This window comes from Aeoliella straminimaris (assembly GCF_024054565.1).
In the GTDB taxonomy this organism is placed as follows: Bacteria; Planctomycetota; Planctomycetia; order Pirellulales; family Lacipirellulaceae; genus Aeoliella; species Aeoliella straminimaris.
In genome coordinates this window covers 13,137-34,916 of the sequence record NZ_JAMXLR010000016.1, presented here as the reverse complement: position 1 = coordinate 34,916, position 21,780 = coordinate 13,137, and the positions used below count along the sequence as shown (strand labels likewise).

The window sequence follows — 21,780 nt, the reverse complement described above, 5'->3', positions numbered from 1 at the left end:
GTCGACCACGGATGAAGCTGGTCTTCTACCCCGCAGGCTTACCGCCTCGCAGCTCGTTGGTTATTGGATCAAATACAACAGCGGGAACAGGAAAATCCAAATCAAGTCGACCAAGTGCCAGTACAGGCCGGTGTACTCGACGGGACCGTAGTAGTGAGGTTCGAAGTGATCGCGGGCGGCGCGGCTGACGATCCACACAAACACCCCGATACCCGCCAGGATGTGAATGGCATGAACGCCAGTCATGGCGTAGTAAATACTGAAAAAGACCCCAGGGAATTTGGGCCCTTCGCTGGCATAAACCAGTTTCTCTTTGGTCAGCACCACATCGGCCGAGGCTTCCTCCGCTTGGATTTCGCCGGGCGACTGCACTTGCTCGATGGCCTGTTCGGCGGTCTCGGGGTGCTCGAGGCCATCGACGCGGTCGGTACCCTCGAGTTCTTCGACCGCTTCTTGGTCCTCGACAGCCACGTTGCCCTCGCCTTCGGCCTCTTCCTCGCCATGAGCGGCTTCCTCGCCGTGCTCATGCTCATGATCGGCATGCGCGGCGGCCTCGGCGTGGTGCTCATCGCCCTCTGCGCCCTGAGTGTAGGCGTTACCCGCCAGGCAACCGACGCCGGCCCCGATGACCGTGGCGGCCAGGGCATAAAAGGCCCAGCGGCGGCCCACGGAATTGGCCCCCAGTACGATGCCGATCACGCCCAACAGCACGCCGATGCCCAGCATCACCAGGCCCGTGTACATCAATCGCTCGTGGGTCGGCCCGAGATCGGGGTGCGATCCTTCGACGTAGGTGTAGCCACCCCGCCAGAAAAGCCCTTCGGTGAACTTGATGGAGTACTCCACGGTCTTCACGCCCATGAAGATTCCGGCACAAGCCAGCGTGATGATCAGGTTGGCTAGTAGCCCCTTCTTATCGTTCAACTGCACGCACCGCACGCTCCAGGCGACCGTCAAACTGCTCAGCAGCAGGACGATCGTGTTGGCGGCCCCCAATTCCGGCTTGAGGAACTTCGCGGCGTCCTCGAAGATCTGGGGATGCGCGGCGCGGTACGCGGCGTAGGCGCAGAACATGCCGCTGAAGAACAACACTTCGGTCGACAGGAACAACCACATCCCGAGCTTGCCAGCCTGAAACTGCTGCTCGCCGGTTTCGAAGTGATGGGCCTGGAACCGATGATGGCTGTGATCGTCGGCGTGTGCAGAAGCAGACATGGGCGATTGAAAGTCGTGTGGCTGTTTAAGCGGAAGGGTAAATGACCAATGTCGAATTCCCAATGACCAATGCCACAGTTGGACGTTGGTCATTCGGCATTCGTCATTGCCTATCCTACTGGTTCTTGTTCGTGGGCCGGAGTTGGGCTCGCTGGTGGCAAGGGCTTGTAGCCCTCCAGGTCGGGGTCCCACTCCAGATTGGCGTAAATATACGGATCGCCCACGGTTGGCGTCTCATGGAAGTTGTGGTGAATCGGTGGCGACTGGCAGGTCCACTCCAACGTCGCACCACCCCACGGGTTACGCGGGGCGCGGCGGCCGTAGTACAGCGCGGCGATCAGCGTGCCGGCGGCGATAAACAGCCCAACGCCCAGAATCATCGCTCCGGTGGTCGAAACCCGGTGCAGGGCCGTGAACTGCTGCAGCATGGTCTCGCTCACGGGGAAGCCTTCGCGACCTTCGTACGAAGCATAACGACGGGGCATGCCGAGCGAACCGAGCAGGAACTGTGGGAAGAACGTCAGGTTGAAGCCCACGAACACCAGCAGGGCCGAAATCCGCCCCCAGGTTTCGTTGTACATCTTGCCGAACATTTTGGGCCACCAGTGGAACAGGGCCGCGATAAAGGCAATCAACGAACCACCCATCATCACGTAGTGGAAGTGAGCCACCACGAAGTAGGTGTCGTGCAGGGCGACGTCGGTAGCCAGCGAACCGAGGTGCAAACCGGTGAGGCCGCCGATCGTGAACAGGAACAAGAAACTCAGCACGTAGCACATGCCCGTGGTGAGGTACAAGTTACCCTTGTACATGGTGGCCAACCAGTTGAACACTTTGATGCCCGATGGGATGGCGACGCTAAACGTGAGACCGCTGAAGATGACGGCCGTCAGGGCGCTTTGGCTACTGACGAACATGTGGTGCCCCCAGACCAGGAAGCCCAGCAAGGCGATCGCCACGCTCGAGAGCGCGATGAACTTGTAACCGAAGATGTGCTTGCGGCAGTACACCGGCAGCAGTTCGCTCACCACGCCCATCGCCGGCAGAATCATGATGTACACGGCCGGGTGCGAATAGAACCAGAAGAAGTGCTGGAACAGCACCGGGTCGCCATTGTACTTGGGATCGAAAATGCCGATGTGCAGCGTGGCTTCGAGCCCCAGCAGCAGCACCGTGATGCCCAGCACCGGCGTGGCCAACAACTGGATGATGCCCGTGGCGTACAGCGACCACAGGAACAGCGGCATCCGGAACCAGGTCATTCCGGGCGGTCGCATCGTGTTGACGGTCACCACAAAGTTGAGGCCCGTAAAGATGGAGCTGAAGCCCAGGATGAACACGCCCATCGTAGCGCAGACCACGGGGGCCGTGCTGGTTTCGACACTGTAGGGCGTGTAGAACGTCCACCCGGTATCGAGGCCCGAGATGAGCATCGCGCTGACGAAGAAAATAGCGCCGATCACCCACAGGTAGAAGCTGGCCAGGTTCATCCTCGGGAAGGCAACGTCTTTGGCCCCCAGCATGATGGGCAGGAAGAAGTTGCCCAGCGACGCGGGGACGCTGGGGATGATGAACAGGAACACCATGATGGCGCCATGGAGCGTAAAGATCTCGTTGTAGGTCTTCGCATCGAACATCCCGCCGGCGGGATACCACAGATGCAATCGCACCAACAGCGCGAAGATACCGCCCAACAGCAGCGACACCGCAATACCTACCAGGTACATGATGCCGATGCGTTTATGGTCGAGCGTAAAAGCCCACGACGCAAAGCCGCTGCTGACGTTCAGATAGTTCTTTTCGTCGTGGCTGGTACCCTGTTCGATTTGTGCAGGCGTGGCAATCATTCTTCTTCTCCTGCTTCAGGAGCCGCGGGCTCCTCATCGGTTGACTCTGAACTCTCGCTTGCTTCATCAGCGGCTGGCTGATCATCCGCTGCAGCTTCCGATCCGCCGCCGTCCGTGGCCTCTCCGCCTTCCTCGGCGGCAGCGGCTGCCGCTTCGGCCTCTTCCTTGGTGGGCCCGTCGTATGCATCTGACAAGTACTGGATGTAGGCGATAATGGCGTCGACTTCCGCCGGCTTCACCAGCGACTCGGGATAGGCGGTCATGTTCACGCCCTGGTAACCGCCGACGATCTTGGCCTGAGGCTTGCGGATCGATTCGAGGATGTAGTCATGGTCGACCGTTACCTTCGAACCATCGGCCATGGTCTCTTCTTTGTCCCACAGGTCCTTCCAGGTAGGTCCACCGCCAACGATAGCCGAGCCATCGTTCGAGTGGCATGTCTTGCAGCCCTTCTCACGCCACAGTTTTTCGCCCCAATCGGGCCCCCAAACGGGCGGCTTGCTCAGCTCGGCCAGGGCTTCCTGGAAGGCGGCCTCGCTCTCGTGCACCTTCACGTAGCTGTTCATGTTCGAGTGGTCCAGACCACAGTACTCGGCACAGAACAGGTCGTACTCGCCCGGCGTGTGGGCCGTGAACCACTGATAGGTGTACCGGCCCGGCACGCAGTCCTGCTTGATGCGGAATGCCGGGATGAACAGGCTGTGAATCACGTCGGCCGACTGCTGCACCAACCGCACCGGGCGATCGGGCGGAACGTGCAATACCGGACTCGAGGCCCCATTGGGGTACTGGAACGTGAAGTTCCACTTCGAGGCGATCACTTGAATGTCGTAGGAGTCGGCCGGTGGCGTCCGCATGTCCATGAAGCCATTGAAGCCCAGGAAGAAGATGAGCGCCACCAACAGAATGGGAATCACCGACCAGATGATCTCCAAGGCGTTGTTGTGCGATGGCGAGGGCTGTTCGACGTGCCCCGGGCGAGCGCGATATTTGACAATGAAGACAATCATCATCCCGACGACCAGCACGAAGAACGCGATGCAGATCCACGTGATGATGCCGAACACTTTGTCAACGTTCTCGGCCGTGGCTGTGGCAGAATCGCCAAACCAAAAGCCCGCGAGCGGTAACGTCGGTAAATGCATGCTATCGGAAAACAACTGACTGCCAATCATTTCTGGTAAGTCCTGCTAACCACTAAGGCACGAAGACAACGGAGGGTCTCGAGCTACTGCGGGGTCGCGTCCTCGGAGTCCTCGTGGTTGGATATCGCTGGTTCAACGGAGGCGTGGCGGTGACGACGCATCAGCCAGTAAGGCATCAGCGCCAGGCCCAGGATCACCACGGTGACCCCACCACCCAACTGCATGATCCGCACTGCCTGGGGAGCGTAGCGGCCCTTGGTATGGTCGTACACGAAACAAGTGAGCCACACCCGATCCAGGGCCGAGCCGACCTTGCCTTCGCTCGCCTCGACCAGGCTCATGCGAACGGTTTGCGGATCGTTGCCCAGTCCGTCCAGGTAACGCGATACCACGCCGTCGGGCGTGACCACAATCAAGGCCGCGGCGTGGGCATACTCGCCGGTGTCGGGGATGTACTTGTACCGAAAGCCCACGGTGTCGGCTAACGCCTCGATGTTCTTGCCATCGCCCACCAGGAAACTCCAGCCATCGGATGTACCGGGCCGACCATACTGGTTGGTGTAGCGCTGGTGCGTGAGCTTGGCCCGCTGGGGCTGTTCGTTGGGATCGATGCTGACGCTGACCACCTCGAACTGGTCGCCCGCGTTCCACTTCATTTCTTCGTCGCTGAGCACGGCCACCAGATCGTTCAGCTGCCGGCCGCACAGCATGGGACAGTTGGAGTAGTTGAGCGTCAGCAGCACGGGGCGTTCGCCGTCGAACACCTTGCCCAAAGTCAGCGGCAGTCCGTTCTGGTCGCGAAATTTCAGATCGAGCGGGATCTGCGTGCCGACCTTCTCCTCGACCCCCACGCCAATCATCTCCTCCGGTCCGTCGGTGATGATTTTCGCCTCACCGCGCACCCCGACCGACAGCAGAGCCAGCACGAGGAGCGGCCGAATCAGTCGTCGGATAGAGCGGGTTGGGCAAAACATGGGGAAAACTCCTAACAGCTTGGTGTGTTCGAACTCCAAGAGATTGTAGGGGGACGGCCATCGCGTGGCGAATGGCGGCTACTTCTGGGCAAACTCCTTGACGGTAATCTGCATCGCCTTCTCGATCGGCACGGCAACGGTTTTGCCCTCGTTGTCTACCCACTCCAAGTTGTCGAGGGCATTCAGCTGAGCGGAGATTTTGCTGTCCGACTCGGTAAACTTGGCGTCGAAGTCCTTGGTCACTCGCTGCTCGGCCGCCACGGTGTTGTAAACCGCGTGCAGCCCGGCAATCGTGGCCACGGTGATCAGCACGCTCACCAGGCCCCAGACCACGATCGCCCGAATGTCGACGTCGTCGCCGTGCTTGGTATCGACAGGAACCATTCCGTCGGGAGTTGCTTCGGACATAGCTGAACGGGCCAGTTGAAGGAGGGTGAAGGTTGAGGGAGGAACTTAGTGGTTCTCGAACGATAGCGATGCCGCCAGGCGGGGGTCGCGTACCGGGACCAGCCAGTTGCCGGCCGCAATGTACAGCAGCACCGCAACGTACAGGCAGCCGACGCCCACCATCACTCCGGCGTACGTGGCAATGGTCGCAAAGTCGTAATTCCATTCGTTCAGTTCGGCATCGGGCGCGATGATGTAGTACAGGTCGAACCAGTGCATCACCAGCATGTACACGCCCCAGAAGGTCAAGGCCGTCTTGTTGCGACGCACCACGCGCGACAACAGACCCAGGAACGGGATGATCAGGTGGAACAGGAACAACAAGCCGGTGGCCCAGCCGATGCCCGTGTTGGTGGGCTCGATGTGCCGCACGGCGTACCACTGCACTTCTTCGGGGATCGAGGCATACCAGATCAGCAGGAACTGGCTGAACGCGATGTAGCCCCAGAAGAACACGAAGCCGAACAGCAGCTTACCAATATCATGGCGATGCTCGACCGTAATGGTATGCGTCAAAATGTCGCGGGCCTGCAGTCGGGTGATAAGCACACCCAACAAGGCGAAGATGCCCACGGCACTGCCAGCGAAGAAGTAGACACCGAAGATGGTGCTGAACCACGTGGGGTTGAGCGTCATCATCCAGTCCATCGCGGCAAAGTTGATGGTCATGGCAAACACGAACATCGACCAACCGCTATGCCACAACAGCGGCGCCACGGTGTCGTTATCGGTAGCCCGATCCTGCGCCACCGAGCGGCTGTAAAACATCCGGGCCAGGAAGAACCAGACGACAAAGTAAAACACCTGCCGGCCGATGAAGAATGGCGGGTTGAGCCAGATTTGCTTGGGCTCGGGCAGGCGATCCAGCGACATGGGACCTCCGGAACCGGCCCAGGGGTACAGGTCGCCGCTGCCAGCCAGGATGGAACCAAACCAAATCACGGCGAACAACAGGCCGCAGAAGCCGATGCCCATGGAGATGATCTCGGCCAACCGGCGAAGCACCACGCCCCACCTGGCGGCCGCCAGGTACTGGACGATCACGAAGAACAGCGCCCCCAGCGACAGGCTGCTGACATAGCAGCAGGCAATCAGGTAGGCTCGCCAGAACATGGGTTGCGCTTCGGTATTCGCGCTGCTTCTGCAGAAGAAGAAGATACCCACCACCAGGGCGATACCCACCAGGGACAGGATGCCTACCGACGATTTCAGGTCGGGGCTGGCCCGCCGCCGCTCGGAGGTGTCGTTAATCCAGCTATCTAATGAAGTCGTGTGTGCCATAGTACTTCGCGATGAAACCGCCAAGGACGCCGGGGGCGTCAGATTGTGGTCAGGTATCTCGCCTCGGCGCCCTGGGCGTCCTCGGCGGGTTATTTACTTCTTCAGTGAATTCAGTTCGGCTTCGGTCAGGTCGTCCGGCGAGGCGTTGCGGGTCTTCTGCAGAGCCTTCACGTACAGGACGATCGCCCACCGATCCTCGACGGAAATCTGTGCCTTGTAGCCAGCCATGCGACCTCGCTTGATGCCCCCGTTCTCGAGGAATCCGGCCGCATTGCCGTTGGTAATCGTGTCGTACAACCGGCCCACGGGGTAGTTTGGAATCTCGCCCTGGTGAATCGAGGTGGGAGGACTCCAGGTGGTCAGTTGATTGAGCTCCAGCGCCCGTTGATGAACCAGGCCGTCGCCATCGCCGGCCCGACCATGACACACGGAACAGTAGATGTTGTACCGTTGCTGGCCCCGCTTCATGGTGTCCATGTTGACGGGAATGGGGAACTCGGTCACCCAGTCGGGCTGCGACGCCGCGGGAGTCTCGGCCGCCGGCGCGGCGTCGGTGGCGGACTCGTCGGTGCTATCCTCAGCGGCGTCATCGGTGCTCGCCTCGGCATCTTCCGTCGAGGTATCCTCCGGAGTGGACTCGTCGGAGCTCTCGGCGGTTGTCTCCTCGGCTGGCGTCTCTTCGGAGGAACTCTCCTCGGCCGTCGACTCCTCAGTGCTCTCTGGCGGCTGATCCCCTGCACCCTCTTCCTGCAAGCGGAAGGAAGTCTCGAAGGTCTCTTCGCCCTTGGGGATGTAGCCCAAGTACAGGGCGGGATTGTCCCGCAATCCGCCTCGCGCCACGGTGCCTTCGACCGGTAGTCGCATCGAGCGACCATCAGGGAACAGGCTTGTTTCGATGGTGGTCTGTGCCTTGTACTTCGGCTGGTAGTCCATGTCCCACCAGATCGACAGACGCGGCGTCGTGCTCGTGGTGTCGCGCGACATGGCGATCAAACCCAGCGGCACCAAAGCCGCCACGGCCAGCACGCCACCCACGAGCAGGAACACGCCCGGCAAAGGTTTGGTGGGCTGGTCGTAAACTGGCTCGACGTGTCCGGCGCCAATCGATTGGAACGCTCCGGTGAGCGAATCGGTAGCGAACTGGGGATCGTCGGCCTCGACTAACAGGAAGAACTTGTTATCGGTGGCTCTGAGGAACCGCTCGTTGCGGAGCAGCGGGTTGGAAAGCTTCGGCAACTGGTTGAACGCGATCATGCCCAAGAACGCGGTAAACGCGCTGAACAGGATGATCAATTCGAACGTCACCGGAATATTGGCCGGCAAACTCCAGGAAGGCTTGCCGCTGATGTTGTAGTCGTAACCACTGAACGGGATCGGCGCTTCGTACGCGTTCATATACCACTGGATCAGCACGGCCACGGCACAGCCGGTCAGGCCCGCTCCGAGCACCACCCAGGGCAGGATGGGCTTGGGGGCGGCCAGTGCTTCGTCGATTCCATGAATCGGAAACGGCGAGAACGCCTCGACCCGGCGATAGCCCTTCTCGCGAATGGCACGCGCGCCGGCCACCAGCTCCTCGGGGCCGGAGAACTCGGCGAGCACACCAATCACCTGGGGCTCGTACGGCGTCGGTTCGGGTTTGGGTTGGTGATCAGACATAGTCGTTTATAGGAGAGCCTTACGAATCGCTAGTGGTCGGCATGGTCAGGGTGGTGGGCCTTCTCGTGGGCCATGACGCCCTTGACTTCGGACATGGCCACGATGGGCAGGAACCGCAGGAACAGCAGGAACAGCGTGAAGAACAAGCCGAAGCTGCCGATCAACATGCCAAAGTCGACCCACGTGGGGCTAAATGCATTCCAGCTACTTGGCAGGGCCGGTCGCTCGAGCGTGGTAACCACAATCACGTAACGTTCGAACCACATACCGATGTTCACGAAGATCGAAATGATAAACATCAACACCGTCGAGGTGCGGAACTTCTTGATCCAGAACAACTGCGGAATAATCGCGTTGCAGGTAAACATGATGTAGTAGGCGGGCCACTGCAGACCGAACATCCGGTTGATGAACGCGTCCTGCTCGCCCGGTACGGCTCCGTACCAGGCGAGGAAGAACTCGGTGGTGTACGCCAGGCCGACCATCGTGCCGGTGGCCAGCAGAATCTTGCAGATGTTTTCCAGGTGCTGCATGGTCACCACGTGCTCCAGCCCGTACCATTTGCGGCACGGCACGATGAGCGTGATGACCATCGCAAAACCGCTGAACACCGCACCCGCGACGAAGTACGGCGGGAAGATCGTGGTGTGCCAACCAGGCAGCTGGCTCACGGCGAAGTCGAAACTAACGATGGTATGCACCGAAAGCACCAGCGGGGCGGCCAGGGCCGACAGCAGGACGTAAGCCTTCTCGTACACCCGCCACTGCGAGGCACTGCCCGTCCAGCCCAGCGAAGCGATGCCGTAGGCCATCTGGCGAATGGTGCCCTTGGCCCGATCGCGAAGCGTGGCGAGGTCGGGAATCATGCCCATATACCAGAACACCAGCGACACCGAGGCGTACGTGCCCACCGCAAACACGTCCCACAACAGCGGGCTGCGGAAGTTCGGCCACATGTACAGGTGAGTCGTGGGAATCGGGAACAGGAAGTACGCGAACCACACCCGGCCGATGTGAATACCCGGGAACGTACCAGCGCAGACCACCGCGAAAATGGTCATCGCCTCGGCGAAGCGGTTGATGCTGGTTCGCCAGTCCTGGCGGAAGATGAACAGAATGGCGGAAATCAGCGTACCGGCGTGACCAATACCGACCCAGAACACGAAGTTCACGATCGGGAAGGCCCAGAAGATGGGGCTCGTGTTACCCCACACACCGACACCGGTGAAGATGAGGTATCCAATCAGCGCGGCCAGAAAACCGGCCAGGGCCGAACTGACGGCAAACGCCATCAGCCATCCGGCCGGGGTCTTCTGAACTTCCTGTTCGTTGATCGAGCAGATCGAGTCGGAAATCGACTCGTAGGTCTGACTCTTCTCGACCAACGGAGGATTCACCCACCGTGGATCGCGCTGGTCGGCAACCGGTACCGGTCCACCGTTCACTACTAAATCACCCGATGCCATGACTGTATTTGACTGTTGATTAGTGGTGGTTAACTATTCGTGCGGTTTTGTGTTGCAACGTGGGAAGCATGGCGAGCCAGCCAGGGAAACAATCTCCCGACCTGTTCGTTTGCCTGCTTACCCAATAATCGGCAGTATCCTCGGATCGCGACGGGCGGCGTGCTCGCTGCTGTCGCTGCCGTGTTCGCTGCCATTGTGTTCTTCGCCCTCGTGGTGCTCTCCGCCCTCGGCATGCTCTCCGCCCTCGCCGTGGTGCCCGTGCACTTCCGGCAATACGACCGGTCCGGCCAGCATCGGGTGCGGATTGGAGACCTTGGCCAGGTACTTATTGCGTGGCCGCACGTCCAACTCCGCCAGCATGCCATAGGCACGCGGGTCCTTGTGATTGAGGCTCACCCGGCTCTCTTCATCCCGCAGATCGCCAAACTCGATCGCTCGCGTGGCACAGGCCTGCTGGCAGGCGGTCTGGATGTCGCCGTCGGCAATGGGCTTGCCGGTCATGCGAACATCGGTGCGTGCCTTGGCGATGCGCTGGGTGCAGAAGGTGCACTTTTCCATCACACCACGGCTGCGAACGGTAACTTCCGGGTTGTTGACCAGCTGGATCAACTGGTTCTCCGGCTTCTCCATGTAGCCGGTCATGTGGAAGTAGTTGAACCGTCGCACTTTGTAAGGGCAGTTGTTCGCACAGTAACGCGTACCGACACAGCGGTTGTAGACCATGTCGTTGAGGCCTTCGTCCGTGTGCGTGGTGGCCGCCACCGGGCACACTTCCTCGCACGGGGCGCTTTCGCACTGCTGACAGGTCACCATTTGCGTGGCAACCTGTGGGCTTTCGGGGTCTTCGCTGTTGAAGTCATCCGGCATGCCACGGAAGTACCGGTCGATGCGAATCCAGTGCATCTCGCGACCGATGGCCACCTGTTCCTTGCCCACAACCGGCACGTTGTTTTCGCTCTGACAGGCGAGCAAACAGGCATTGCAGCCAATGCACTTGTTCAAGTCGACCGACATGCCCCAGGCGTGTGGCGACTTGACCGGATTGATGGGCTCGATGATCTCGCCCTCATTGGCCGGACGTCCCCAGGTACGGTCGGGGAACAGCGGGTCGGTCTTTACCTCATGCACGACATGCGCGGCAAAGTCGGGCATTTCCGAGTAGCCCTCGACCGATGTCTCGCGAACCAGGTCGCCGATGCGGCCATTGATGATCTCCAGCCCCACCTTGTCGATGGCGAAGTGATCCTGCGTGGTGGCCAGTTTGTAAGTCTTGCCGGCGGGCTGCGGTTCCTTCTCCAACTGCGCCACGTGCATGGCGTCGGTGGTGCGGGCCGGGTAAACATTGGTGCCGACCACGATCGACTCGGGCTCGCCCATCGGGCTCCACCAGCGGCGGAATCGCGGAATCGACAGGCCTTCGACCTTCTGACCGCCTACGGCACCGGCGGCCGTCCGGCCGTAACCCAGTTGAACGCCGATCGAGCCGTTGGCCTGCCCCGGCAGCATGTACACCGGCAGTTCGATGGTTTCCTCGCCGATGCTGATGGCGAGCACATCGCCCTGCTTCACCCGCAACTTCTGGGCGGTGTGCGGACTGACGATCGCTACGTTGTCCCAGGTGACCTTGGTGATGAAGTCGGGCGTCTCCTGCAGCCAGCCGTTGTTGGCAAAACGACCGTCGTACACGCTGGCCGAGGACGTGAACACGACCTCCATCAGCTTGGCATCGGTCTTTTGCGGCGGCTTGACGTCGAGCCCCTCGACAACCGAGGGATTGGCCACCGTCAGCACGCTGGAATCGACAAATCCGTCGTGCAGCAGCTTGTCCCAGGCGTCGTCGCTCAGCCCCGAGGCGGCAACCGTCGACATTGCTTCGCGAACCAGCACTTGCGGCTGCCCCGTGGCGATGCCGGCCAGCTTGCCAATCATCTGCAGCGGCGAGAGCGATTCGTAAATCGGCTCGATCAGCGGCTGCGAGACACTCGGCATGCCTTCGTAGCTGACCGAGTCGCCCCACGTTTCAAAGGGGTGACACATCGGCACGTGCCACTGGCAAAGCTCGGAGGTCTCGTCCTCGTAGTAACCCAGGCGAATGGTTTCGACCAGGCCATCGATCTTCTTACCAAGCCCCAGGTCGGCCGGCGCGTCGTACACGGGGTTGCCACCGATGATGACCAGCGTCTCGACCTCGCCGGCGTCGAGTGCGGCGGACAGGTCGCTGATGGTGCCCTTCTCGACTTCCTCTTCCGGCTCGTCGGTGAACACGACTGTCTTGCCGAGGTTACCCAGCATCGAGTTGAGCTCGTACGCCAGGGCGTGAACCTCAGCGGGCTGGCGGGGACCAACCGCCACGACGCTTTCGCCCTGATGGGCGGCCAGATCGTCGGCCAGTGCCCACAGCACCTGCTTGGCAGTGACCGGCGGAGCCTTCTCGTCCTCGAGCGCCTGGCGGGGGTGTTCGGCCTGCTCGATCTTTTCGACGAACTTCTGCCGCTCGGCGAACTCGGGGAGTTCTTCGGGCGGGGTGCCGTCGAGTCGCTGGCGAACCATGTCGCGAACCTCGGCCAGCGCCGCACCGATGTCGCTGCTCTTGATCGCCGCGCGGTGATCGGCCGCGGCGCCAATCACGCTGAACTGGCTCTCCACGGCATACGTGCGGCCCATGGTGGGATGCGCGGGGTCGTCGCCCAATTCGCGGGTGGCGGCCCAATCGCGGGCGTAGCGGGTCGCGTTGGGGTGGCCGCACAGCAGGTCCGACTCGAACGAAGCGATCACCTTGGCATCGGCCAGCTTGTAGTGCGTCCGCACCTTGGAGCCAAAGGCTTGCTCGGCGCCCGCCCGTTCGGTGGTGCGATCCAGCGGAGCGTACTCGTACAGCTTGGCCTGCGGCATGGCGTCGGCCAGCTTCTTGACGGTGGCCGCCATCGTCAGCGAGCTGCTGGGCTCCACCAACACGGCCAAGCCGGCGCCCTGCCCCGAGCGGAGCTTGGTGAGCTGCCCCTCGAAGTACGTTTCGAAGTCTTCCCAATTCTTGGCCGACACGTCAGAAGCCAGCCGCTGGCGGACGGTGCTCGAACGATCGGGATCGTACAGCGATAGCGTCGTGGCCTGCGAGAAACTATCCGTGGCGCCGAGGCTACCGGGATGGTCGGGGTTGCCTTCGACCTTGATCGGACGGCCATCGTAGCAAGTGACCAGCAAGTGCCGCGGGGCGCCGGCCAGTTCGATGGTGGTGGCGTACTTCTGCGTGTTGCCCGGGATGTACTCTTCGGGACGTTCCACCAAGGGGGCGATCTTCTCGGTCTTCCACCGGCAGCCAGCCACGCTGGCCAGGGCAAACGACGCGCCCATCAATTGCAGCCAACGACGACGCGATACGCCGGCGGGAAACTCAGAGGCAGCCACAGGGAACTCACGGTGCATGAACTCCTGGAACTCCTCGGAATTCTCGAGCTGCTCCAAGCTGCGCCAGTATTTGGGAATCTTCGTTTCGGTCATAGTCAGTAAGGTCTGTTTTCTAGACTCGGCCGCGAGCAACAACTCGCCACCCGGCCCAAAAACCCTTGCGATTAACGGTGGCAGGTAGAGCAGTTCGTGCTGGCGTGAATCTTGCCGTATTCCTTTTCCATCTCGAGGGCATGTTTCTTCATGCTCTCCGGGTCGTCGGGATTCGGCTGGCCGGTCCACGCCAGATTGGTGATTTCGCTCTGTGGCCGCAGACGCGGGACAGGATTGCGATGGCAGTCGAGGCAGAAGCTCATCGCCAGCGACTTGTCCTGCCACACCTGCGGCATGCGGTCGACGCGGCCGTGGCACTCCACGCAGCTGACACCTCGATTCACGTGGGCCGCGTGATTGAAGTAGACGTAGTCGGCCAGATCATGGATCTTCTGCCATTCGACGGGCTTACCGGTGCGGTAGCTTTCGCGTATCGGCAGCAGCTTCAGGCTCGTGGCATGGATGGCCGTGTACTCGGTGGTACCGTTGGCATTCGCACCACTGTGGCAATTGATGCAGGTTGCCGTGGGGGGAACGGCCGCGAAGCTGGACTTGTCCACAGTAGTGTGACAGTAGCGACAGTCCATCTTCAACTCGCCGGCATGGAGTTGATGACTGAATGGCACCGGCTGCTCGGGCGAGTAGCCGATGTTCAGAGTCGAAGGGAGTGTGCCGTAGGTGTAGGCCACCACGCCATACGTCACCGCGGCACCGGCGCCTAAGCCCAGCAACACGACAAAGCGATTGACCCAACTAGGAAAATAGAATCGATCCACAGACCTGCTTCCAGCGCAGAGAAATTCCCGGACTAACCCCGTCAGCGGGCCGCAGGCGTGTCTCATCCCACTGCCGCCGCGTGGCGCAACATGAAAAACTGCACACAGTTAACCCGAAACGGCGCATTTGGCCAAGCGGGGGCTGTGCGAAAAAGCTCGGTAGTAGCCCACTAACATAACTACCTACATCGGATTGTGACGAAGCGGTAAATCGTCACACCCACATGGGGGGGGTTCCTGGAAATGGTGCAAACCGTCAGGTCAGCTTCGGTGCCCCGCGCGGTTCGCCTCCACTTGAGCCGAATCGCTCCGAGTCCTCCGTTTTTTCGTCGAATTTTGGCCCACCCACGGGATAGCAAATACTAGGCTGATGCTTTTAGCGACTGCTCCTCTCTAGACTGAAGTTCTATGGCGGTTTTGAATTCCAATCGAATGGCTGTGTATTGGGTGGCCCTGCTCACCCCGATCATTTCTTGCGTCTCTGCGCGGGGCGAAGCGGACCCTGCGGCGGCCAATCAGGCGATCCGTATGGTGCCGTTTCATCAGGTCGACATGATGGACCAGATCTGGGCGCCGCGAACTCGCCAATTGGTGGAGCGAACGTTGCCCCATGCGTTCAGCAACACCGAGGGCGCCCTGGAAAGCCTGCGGCTCTGCGCAAACTACCTGGAGCACGGCAGTCAGGGCCCTACCCCACCTCCGCACCGCTTCCGAACCTCGGACCTGTACAAGGTGATGGAAGGCGCGGCGCTGATGATTCAGGCGGAGCCGAATCCGGGCGTCGAGGCGATCATGGACCGCATCATCGACATCATCGCCCGGGCTCAGCAGGACGACGGCTACTTGTACGTCGCCCACATCACCCACTCGATTAACGAGGGCGAAATGGGCCCCCGTCCGTACAGCTACGTGATCCACAGCCACGAACTGTACAACATGGGTCACCTGTACGAGGCGGCCGTGGCCTACGCCCAAGCCACGGGAAAAACCAAGCTGCTGGACGTGGCCGAAAAGAACGCCCAGCACGTGGAACGTGTGTTCTTCGAGGGAGACCCCAACTACAACGCCGGAAAGCCGGTGAATCAGGCCCCTGGGCACGAAGAGATCGAACTCGGCTTGGTGAAACTGTACCTGTACACCGGCAAGAAACAGTACTTGGAGATGGCCAAGCGGTTTTTAGACATCCGCGGCCGTTCGTTTGTTCCGGACGGCCAAGGGGTGAATTCGCCGCAGTATGCCCAGCAACATCTGCCGGTGGACCAGCAAACCGAGGCCGTCGGTCACGCCGTGCGGGCGTGCTATCTGTACGCCGCGATGGCCGAAGTCGACAGCCTGATGGGCACCGACGACTACGGCCCGGCGCTCGACAGCATTTGGCACAGCATTATCGACACTAAAATGCACCTGTCAGGTGGGCTGGGTGCGGTTCCGCACATCGAGGGTTTTGGCCCCGAGTACCAACTGCCGAACATGGAGACCTACCTGGAAACTTGCGCAGCGGTGGGCAACGTGTTGTTCAACCTGCGGATGTTCCTCAAGCATGGCGACGCCCAGTACGTGGATGTGGCCGAGGTAGCCCTCTACAACAATTGCCTGGCAGGTATCGGCATCGATGGCACCAGCTTCTTCTACCCCAACCCATTGGAAGCCGAAGCCGGCCACGCGCCTCGCTCGGGGTGGTTCGGCACGGCTTGCTGCCCTTCGAACCTGGCGCGGCTCATCCCTCAAGTGGCCGGCTACATGTACGCCACGAACCACCATCGCGTCTATTGCCTGCTATACGGCAGCAACCAGGGCGATCTGTCGCTGGGCGATCGAAAGATCCAACTCACCCAACAGACACGCTATCCGTACGATGGAGAGATCGCCATCAAGGTCTCGCCCGACGAACCGGCCGAATTTGAACTGGCGCTACGCATCCCCACTTGGGCGGGCGAGAAGTTCGTGCCCGGCGAACTGTACCACTACCTCGCGCCGTCGGGCGCCTGGCAGATCCAAGTGAACGGCAAGCCCGTTCGGGTTGATATGGTTCGCGGATTTGCTGTGATCAAACGGACCTGGCAACCGGGCGACAAGGTGCTGCTGAAGCTGCCAATGCCGGTGCATGCGAACCTCTGCACTCCGCAAGTGGAAGCCAACCACGACCGCATCGCTGTTTCGCGAGGGCCGTTGCTGTACTCGGCCGAGCAGATCGACAACGGCGGCGCCGTACAACGGCTGTACTTCGAGCGTACGCCCACGCCCGAGGAGTTGCAGGAGGCCCGCGTCGAAACGATCAATCGTGGTCCGCTCGCCGGACTGACCGACATCGTGCTGCCAGTTCGTGAGAAGCGAATCGACGGCGCACAGGACACGCAACTCACGCTCATTCCCTACTTCGCCTGGTCGAACCGCGATCGTGGCTCAATGATCACCTGGATTCCGACCACCGAGGGCCTGGCCAAGGTCGACGAGTCGGCGCCGGAGAATCTGAAGTTCGCTGGCGCATCGGCCTCTCACACCTGGGACATGGATGCGGTCGACGCCGTGCGGATGAAGCATACCCCCAAGTCGTCGTCCGACACGTCCATCCGCCGCTGGACCAGTTGGCAGCAATTGGGCGAAACGCAGTGGGTGGAGATCGACCTGGGCAAGAAGCAAACGCTCAACAGCCTGGGCGTCTACTTCTACGACGATGGCGGCGGCGTGCAACTGCCTGGCAGTTGGTACCTGGCCGTGCCCCGTGGAAGCCGGTGGCAGAAGGTCAAAATTTATAACACCGACGAGTACAGCTCGTTGCCCGATCTGTACAACACGGTCCACCCGGCCAAACAGCTGAAGACGCGCCGCGTACGCATCTTTATGACCCCCCGGAATCGTGAGACCACGGTCGGCATCCTGTCGGTGAACATCGAAACCAAAGAGGTTGACTGAAAGCTCAGGCAGCTAGGGAGCCAACTTTTTGAGCTTTCGCTGCAGCGTGCGGCGGGGAATGCCCAGCAGGTTAGAGGCCTGGCTGAGGTTGCCATCGCAATCGGCCAGCACCTGCTGGATGTGATTCCACTCCGCTTCGGCCAGCGAAGGTGGCTGGAAGTCCTGTGAGGTGGTCTCGGCGTACAGCGCCGGTTGGGCGTCGAAGGCAGCCAGCACCTGATCGGCGTCGGCCGGCTTGGCGATGTACCCCACCGCTCCCTCGCGCATCGCGTCGACGGCGTTGGCAATACTACCGTAACCGGTGAGCATCACGACCTTGGTCTCGGGCGAGCGCTCGCGGAGCAGCTTCAGCAGTAACAGGCCCGACCCACCCGGCATCTTCAGATCGAGCACCGCCCGATCGGGCCGCAGCGTATCCAGATGCTCCACGGCCTCTTCGTAGGTGCCCGCCTCGACGACGTCGTAGTCGCGCGACGTCAGAGCCCGCCCCATCCGTTCGCGGAGCATCTCGTCGTCGTCAACCAGAAATAGCGTGGGCATAGTCTACAGTTCTCCGCCTGCGATTCGCCGGCCGAAAGGTGCCTGTACGGGAAGCAGGAAGGCTTAGGCAATCAGGCCTTTCATCGGCGGTTGTCTCTTACCTTTACTCTAATCGCTTGTGGGCAATTCGACCACCGCGGTGGTTCCCTCGCCTGCGGCTGACTGAATGTCCAGCGAGCCACCTAGTCGCTCGACAACGCTCCGCGCTAAGAATAGACCGAGTCCCATCCCCTGCCCTGGCTGCTTGGTGGTGAAGAACGGATCGCCCGCTCGGGCCAGCACCTCGGGTGGCATCCCCGTGCCGCGGTCGACGATGGCAAGCTGCATCTTGGCCGGTTGGCCGGTAACGTTAATGACCACCACGTCGGTCGACGCATCCAGACCATTCTGCACCAACCCGCGAATCGCTTGAGCCACGGCCACCGGTGGCACCTGCACCAACCGTTGGGATGCGGCCTCATCGGCCTCAACATGCACGCGATCGGCCGCCGACATGTCTTCGATCACCAGTTCCACTAGATCGCCCGTGGTGATGCGCTCGAGCGCCTCGCCGATCGACTGCCCGGCGTCGAACGACATGCGGTCGAGGATGGTTCGGCAGCGCGCCAACTCGCGCCGCACCAGTTCCAGGTCGGCCGCAATGTGTTCCGGCAAATCGTGCGCGGCCAGCTCTCGCTGCACTTCGTTCACCACCACGGCAATGGTCGACAGCGGAGTGGCCAGCTCGTGCGCGGCGCCAGCGGCCAGCGTGCCTAACGCTTCGAGCTTCTCGCTACGGGCGCGGCGCTCCTCGGCCCGTTGCTGGGCGCGCTGGCTGGCGCGAAGTTCGCTCGTCACGCGGGTGATGAACGCCACGATCACGCCGGTGCCGGCCACCAGGGCGACCAACTCGCCCATCGCCGCCAAGGGCAGCTGCTGCTGCGACGCCATGCTGGTCAGCCGCGCCGGATCGCTCAACACCTCCACCGGCCAACGATGCCAGAACAACAGTGTCATGCCGGCGCAGGCCACCAGCATCAGGACCCAGGCCAGGTGCGGCTCGAGCAATACGCCAGCCAGCGCCAAGTTCACGACATAGAACACCACAAACGGATTGGTCGGCCCGCCCGTCACGTACAGCATGACCGTCAGCGCCACCAGGTCGAGCAACATCACCGCGGCGATCACGCCCGATGCCTTGCGAGGCGTAACCACTCGCTGACGTACCGCCTGCCGCACCCACCGGTCGAGCGCGGCGTTAGTGGCAGCCGTCACGGCAAGCGCTGCGACCAGCGGCACCAGCGGCAACGGGACATCGAGCCCAAACTGCACAAACAGAATAGTGGCTAGTTGCCCCACCACCGCTACCCAGCGCAGCTTTACCAGCCACGGCGCATTAACAGCCAGCCGCGTGGTGGGCAAGTCGACATTGTTGACAGGTAGGTTCAACCGCGAGTCCTTGTGGGCAATCGGGTCCATTATCCTTACTGACAGGCGAAGTTTCGAGCCGCGCAATGCCGCCAAACCGGGGCGAATGGCCCGAGAATGGCGAATAAACCTTCTCTACCCGGAAGTTCTGTTCGACCCTCGAACTGCCAAAGTTTGCTTCCGTCGGCCAAATACGGCACAATAACGGGTCCTTCCTCACCTCAACTTTCGGCGACACCACTTCCGAAGGTTCCCACCATGCAATCGCGACTCAAGCATCTATTCTGGGCTACAGCGGTCGGCCTTCTCGTCACCGGAGCACCGTGCCTGGCCAACGAGGCCGGTGAGCAACTGTACGCCCAACAGTGTGTTCGCTGCCACGGCCAGCAAGGCGCGGGTACCGAAGATTACCCCTCTCCGCTGGCAGGCGATTTGTCTGTCGATCAACTGGCCGAGCAAATCCGGCTCACGATGCCCGCAGACAACCCCGAGTCGCTCACTCGCGATGAGGCGCAGAACATCGCCCGCTACGTTCACGACTCGTTCTACTCGGCGATTGCTCGCGCGCGGTTGGAACCACCGGCCATCGAACTGGCGCGGCTCACGGTGAACCAGTATCGCCAGGTAACCGCCGACCTGGTAGGCAGCTTTTTGTGGCAAGCAAGTATCGGCGACGAGCGCGGGCTGAGTGCCGAATACTACGGAGACCGCAATCCCAAGGGACGAGACAAGGCCGCCTTAACACGTACCGACGCCACGATCGATTTCCAATTTGGCACCGAAGTCCCCGTGCCGGAAATCGAAGATCCGTTTCGCTATTCGATGCGTTGGAAAGGCGTTGTGCTTCCCACCGAAACGGGTTGGCACGAGTTCATCGTCCGCACCGAACATGCCTGCCGGTTGTGGGTAAACGACAACGAAACCGCCGTCATCGACCGATGGGTGAAGAGTGGCGACGACGACGAGTACCGCGCGAAGGTGTATCTACTTGGCGGGCGTGCCTATCCGCTAAAGCTCGAATTCTCGCGCGGTACGCAAGGTGTGAGCGATGAGAAGCTGCACGAGAAATACAAAAAGGTCTCCGAAGCCTCCATCCAACTCATGTGGGCTCCCCCGATGGGGGCCGTGCAGGTTATCCCCACCCGCTGCCTGGCGCCATTCGAAGCTCCGCCGGCCTACGCCTGCACCACGCACTTTCCGCCCGACGATCGCAGCTACGGCTGGGAACGCGGTACGGCCGTGTCGCAATCGTGGTTCGATGCCACCACGGCCGCAGCCATCGAAACTGCCACCTACGTTTGCGATCGCCTGAACCGACTGGCGGGCACCAACGACAAGGACGAACAACGCCACGAAAAGTTGCAGCAGTTCTGTCACAAGTTCGCCGAGCGGGCTTTCCGTCGTCCGCTGAATGAGGAGCTTCGGCAGCGCTACGTCGACCAACACTTCGAGCAACTGGACGACGAAGAAATGGCCACCCGTCGGGCGCTGTTGATGACACTCACCTCGCCACGCTTTCTATTTCGCGAAGCCTCGGGTGGCGACGAACCTCAAAACACGGCCGCGCGGCTGGCCCTGTCGCTGTGGGATTCGCTTCCCGACGAGGAGCTGCGTTCCGCCGCGGCCGAGGACCGCTTGTCGAGCGACGATGCTCTCCGCGATCAGGCCAGTCGAATGCTGGCCGATCCGCGCGCGCGGCGCAAGCTGCGACAATTCTTGTTCACCTGGCTGCAGGTCGACTCGGTGGTCGACTTGCATAAAAACTCCGAGCGGTATCCGCAGTTCGACGCCCACACGGTGGCCGACTTGCGAACGTCGCTCGACCTGCTGCTCGACGAAGTGGTGTGGTCCGACGACTCCGACTATCGGCGACTGTTCTTGACCGACGAAGTGTTCCTCAATCAACGGCTGGCCCAGTTCTATGGCCTGGGTGGCGAGCCCCCCGCCGACTTTGCGAAGGCCCGGCTCGACGATGGAGAGCGGGCTGGCGTGATTACCCATCCGTACGTGATGAGCAAGTTCGCCCACTCGGACGTTACCTCGCCCATTCACCGGGGGGTGTTCCTGGTTCGGGGCGTGATGGGCCATGCACTCAAGCCGCCACCGGAGGCCATTGCCCCGCTGTCGCCCGACCTGCATCCCGACCTGACCACGCGTGAGCGGGTCACCCTGCAAACGCAGCCGCCGGCCTGCATGACGTGCCACCACTTGATCAATCCGCTGGGCTTTACGCTCGAGCGGTTCGACGCAGTGGGGCGATTGCGCGACACCGAGCAGGACAAGCCAATCGACGATCGCGGCGAGTACCAGCCCCAGCAAGGTCCGGCCGTGAGCCTCAGCGGCGCGCGGGAGCTGGCCGAGTTTCTGGCCGACAGCGACGAAGTGAGCCAGGCCTTCACCGAGCAGATGTTCCGCTACCTGGTGCAACAATCGCTCGAAGCATACGGACCTGCCGTGGCCAAACGGTTGCATGAATCGTTCGTCGAGAGTAAATACTCCATTCGGCAACTGGCCGTCGAAGTAGCCGTGGTTTCCAGCCGCGTGGGTCGCGACGACGACCTCGCTTCGCAATCCAGCAAGTAAGCCAATATTCCCCCTTATCCCTACCAAGG

Annotated in this window: 14 protein-coding genes; 2 read left to right on the top strand and 12 right to left on the bottom strand. The window is 61.3% G+C overall.

The window, feature by feature from the left end:
- Positions 1–60 precede the first annotated feature (60 nt).
- The 10 genes from NG895_RS03925 to NG895_RS03880 all read right to left on the bottom strand — a co-directional run bounded on the left by NG895_RS03925 (position 61) and on the right by NG895_RS03880 (position 14,308).
- Positions 61–1,215, bottom strand: a complete 1,155-nt coding sequence (locus tag NG895_RS03925) for a cytochrome c oxidase subunit 3 (RefSeq protein ID WP_252851145.1) — start codon at positions 1,213–1,215, stop codon at positions 61–63.
- Positions 1,216–1,325: 110 nt separating this feature from the next.
- Positions 1,326–3,062: a cytochrome c oxidase subunit I gene (locus NG895_RS03920; protein WP_252851144.1), complete on the bottom strand. Its 1,737-nt coding sequence runs from the start codon at positions 3,060–3,062 to the stop codon at positions 1,326–1,328.
- Positions 3,059–4,237, bottom strand: a complete 1,179-nt coding sequence (gene coxB / locus NG895_RS03915; protein ID WP_252851143.1) for a cytochrome c oxidase subunit II — start codon at positions 4,235–4,237, stop codon at positions 3,059–3,061. Before coxB ends, NG895_RS03920 begins: the two co-directional genes overlap by 4 nt.
- A gap of 53 nt (positions 4,238–4,290) precedes the next feature.
- Positions 4,291–5,181, bottom strand: a complete 891-nt coding sequence (locus NG895_RS03910; protein ID WP_252851142.1) for an SCO family protein — start codon at positions 5,179–5,181, stop codon at positions 4,291–4,293.
- 78 nt (positions 5,182–5,259) lie between these two features.
- The gene (locus NG895_RS03905; protein WP_252851141.1) at positions 5,260–5,589 is read right to left on the bottom strand and encodes a hypothetical protein; all 330 of its coding nucleotides are present in this window, start codon (positions 5,587–5,589) and stop codon (positions 5,260–5,262) included.
- Positions 5,590–5,634: 45 nt separating this feature from the next.
- Complete coding sequence (locus NG895_RS03900; protein WP_252851140.1) at positions 5,635–6,909, bottom strand: quinol:cytochrome C oxidoreductase; 1,275 nt, start codon at positions 6,907–6,909, stop codon at positions 5,635–5,637.
- Positions 6,910–7,002: 93 nt separating this feature from the next.
- On the bottom strand, positions 7,003–8,568 hold the full coding sequence (locus NG895_RS03895; protein ID WP_252851139.1) for a quinol:electron acceptor oxidoreductase subunit ActD: 1,566 nt from the start codon (positions 8,566–8,568) through the stop codon (positions 7,003–7,005).
- Between the two features lie 29 nt (positions 8,569–8,597).
- Positions 8,598–10,034 (bottom strand): NrfD/PsrC family molybdoenzyme membrane anchor subunit, encoded by a 1,437-nt coding sequence (nrfD, locus tag NG895_RS03890; protein ID WP_252851138.1) that lies wholly within the window; start codon positions 10,032–10,034, stop codon positions 8,598–8,600.
- Positions 10,035–10,151: 117 nt separating this feature from the next.
- Positions 10,152–13,532 (bottom strand): TAT-variant-translocated molybdopterin oxidoreductase, encoded by a 3,381-nt coding sequence (locus NG895_RS03885; RefSeq protein ID WP_252851137.1) that lies wholly within the window; start codon positions 13,530–13,532, stop codon positions 10,152–10,154.
- Between the two features lie 71 nt (positions 13,533–13,603).
- A complete protein-coding gene (locus NG895_RS03880) occupies positions 13,604–14,308 on the bottom strand; it encodes a cytochrome c3 family protein (protein WP_252851136.1) in 705 nt (234 codons plus the stop codon).
- Between the two features lie 432 nt (positions 14,309–14,740).
- Here NG895_RS03880 and NG895_RS03875 point away from each other — a divergent pair, with 432 nt between their 5' ends.
- Positions 14,741–17,221 carry a glycoside hydrolase family 127 protein gene (locus NG895_RS03875; protein WP_252851135.1) on the top strand — a complete coding sequence of 827 codons (2,481 nt, stop codon included), beginning with the start codon at positions 14,741–14,743 and terminating at the stop codon, positions 17,219–17,221.
- Positions 17,222–17,233: 12 nt separating this feature from the next.
- Here the strand turns inward: NG895_RS03875 and NG895_RS03870 are convergent, their stop codons facing one another.
- On the bottom strand, positions 17,234–17,761 hold the full coding sequence (locus tag NG895_RS03870) for a response regulator transcription factor (RefSeq protein ID WP_252851134.1): 528 nt from the start codon (positions 17,759–17,761) through the stop codon (positions 17,234–17,236).
- 108 nt (positions 17,762–17,869) lie between these two features.
- Positions 17,870–19,219, bottom strand: coding sequence for an ATP-binding protein (locus NG895_RS03865; protein WP_252851133.1), 1,350 nt, complete (start codon positions 19,217–19,219; stop codon positions 17,870–17,872).
- A gap of 207 nt (positions 19,220–19,426) precedes the next feature.
- Between NG895_RS03865 and NG895_RS03860 the strand changes: the two genes are divergently transcribed.
- The gene (locus NG895_RS03860; RefSeq protein WP_252851132.1) at positions 19,427–21,751 is read left to right on the top strand and encodes a DUF1592 domain-containing protein; all 2,325 of its coding nucleotides are present in this window, start codon (positions 19,427–19,429) and stop codon (positions 21,749–21,751) included.
- The last annotated feature ends 29 nt before the right edge of the window (positions 21,752–21,780 follow it).